Below are 1,619 nucleotides of genomic sequence, written 5' to 3'. Positions count from 1 at the left end.
TGATGCGGCGTGGTTGCCGCGAGGGCGACCTGCTGTGCCGTACCGGGGGTGAGGAGTTCCTGATGCTGCTGCCAGGGGCCAGCCTGGAAGTGGCAGCGGTGGTGGCCGAGCGCCTCCGGGTGTCGGTGCAGGGTACGCCGGTGGAGCCGGTGGGCGCGGTGACGTTGTCGCTGGGGGTGGCGTACTGGGATGGCGAGGCCGGGAGCGAGCCGGCGGAGGCACTGGGTAAGGCTGACCAGGCCCTCTACCGGGCCAAGCAGGAGGGGCGTAATCGGGTGGTCACTTCCTGAACCGCGTGTTTCCGCCGTCCGCCGCAAGGGCCGGTCCAGACGCAGATGAAAGTGTGGGTTGTAACAATCCTTGTCATAAAACTGTCGCCTTTCAGTCATAGGATTGACCCCAACCTGACATTTTCATTTCATGGATGAGCGTCTCATGCGTCGTGTGGTTTTCAATCAGAAAGGTGGCGTCGGTAAATCCAGCATCGCCTGCAACCTCGCCGCGGCCAGTGCCGCCGAGGGCTACCGGACGTTACTGGTCGACCTCGACCCGCAAGCCAATGCCACCTATTACCTGACCGGCCTGGTCAATGACGCCATTCCCGCCGGCATCGCCGACTTCTTCCGGCAGACCTTGTCGCCGGTCGCCGCTGCCGGCAAAAAGCACCGCGTGGCGATCACCGAAACCCGCTACAGCAACCTGCACCTGGTCACCGCCAGCCCCGACCTCAGCGACCTGCAAGGCAAGCTGGAGAGCAAGTTCAAGATCAACAAGCTGCGCAAGCTGCTGGTGGAGCTTGGCGAGGACTACGAGCGGATCTATATCGACACCCCGCCGGCACTGAACTTCTACACCTTCAGCGCACTGGTGGCAGCGGAGCGCCTGCTGATCCCGTTCGACTGCGACAGCTTCTCGCGCCAGGCACTGCACAGCGTCATGGCCGAGGTCGAAGAGCTGCGTCAGGACCACAACACGGCCTTGCAAGTGGAGGGGGTGGTGGTCAACCAGTTCGCCGGGCGCACCGCGCTGCACCATACCCTGGTCGAGCAGTTACGCAGCGAAGGCCTGCCGGTGTTGCCGGTGTACCTGAGCAATTCCATCAAGATGCGTGAGTCGCACCAGGCCTCGGTACCACTGGTGCACCTGGCGCCGCGGCACAGGCTGGCGTTGGAGTTCGTCGATTTGCTGGATGTGCTCGAGCGCGCTGCCTGATTACCCCAGGAAACCGCGCCCCCTCGGGACCGATCGAGCGGGCTGCACAGCAGCCGAAAAATCCGCGGCGAAAAGGCTACCCGGCCCTTTAGCCGAATGGTAGATTCGCCGCCATGAACATTTCCCGGCACACCCGCACGCTGACGGCCTGGACGCTTTACGCCAGCGTCCTGTTCAGCCTGCTGCTGTGTGGCCTGCATCACGGCCAGATGGGCGGCCTGCGCCTGGCCGGCCTGGAAGGTGGCTTTTGCTCGATCAACAGCGAGCATGGCGTTGCCATCGACCTCGACGGCGCCGGCGGCGACCAGCACATGGCCCAGCTCGACTGCCCGGTGTGCTCCTCGTTCGGCCTGGCCGTACCGCTCAGCAGCGGCGGCTGGTCATTCACCCCGGCGCAAGCCTTTGCC

3 protein-coding genes are annotated in these 1,619 nt (G+C 64.4%); all 3 read left to right on the top strand.

From position 1 onward, the window contains the following. Positions 1-290, top strand: a 290-nt coding sequence (locus tag DMX11_RS25765; RefSeq protein ID WP_146230387.1) for a GGDEF domain-containing protein, incomplete at its 5' end; no start/stop codon positions are given. Between the two features lie 145 nt (positions 291-435). Beyond that, complete coding sequence (locus tag DMX11_RS25760) at positions 436-1,212, top strand: ParA family protein (protein WP_110748639.1); 777 nt, start codon at positions 436-438, stop codon at positions 1,210-1,212. Between the two features lie 113 nt (positions 1,213-1,325). Beyond that, positions 1,326-1,619, top strand: a 294-nt coding sequence (locus tag DMX11_RS25755) for a DUF2946 family protein (protein WP_110748642.1), incomplete at its 3' end; no start/stop codon positions are given.

Source organism: Pseudomonas sp. LB-090624 (assembly GCF_003205205.1).
Taxonomy (GTDB): Bacteria; Pseudomonadota; Gammaproteobacteria; order Pseudomonadales; family Pseudomonadaceae; genus Aquipseudomonas.
Note: the sequence above shows the minus strand (reverse complement) of the source record. Positions and strands in the feature narration are given on the sequence as shown.

Excerpts from the sequence above, each read along its gene's own strand:
- DMX11_RS25760 (WP_110748639.1), top strand. The coding sequence starts at position 436 with ATGCGTCGTGTGGTTTTCAATCAGAAAGGTGGCGTCGGTAAATCCAGC.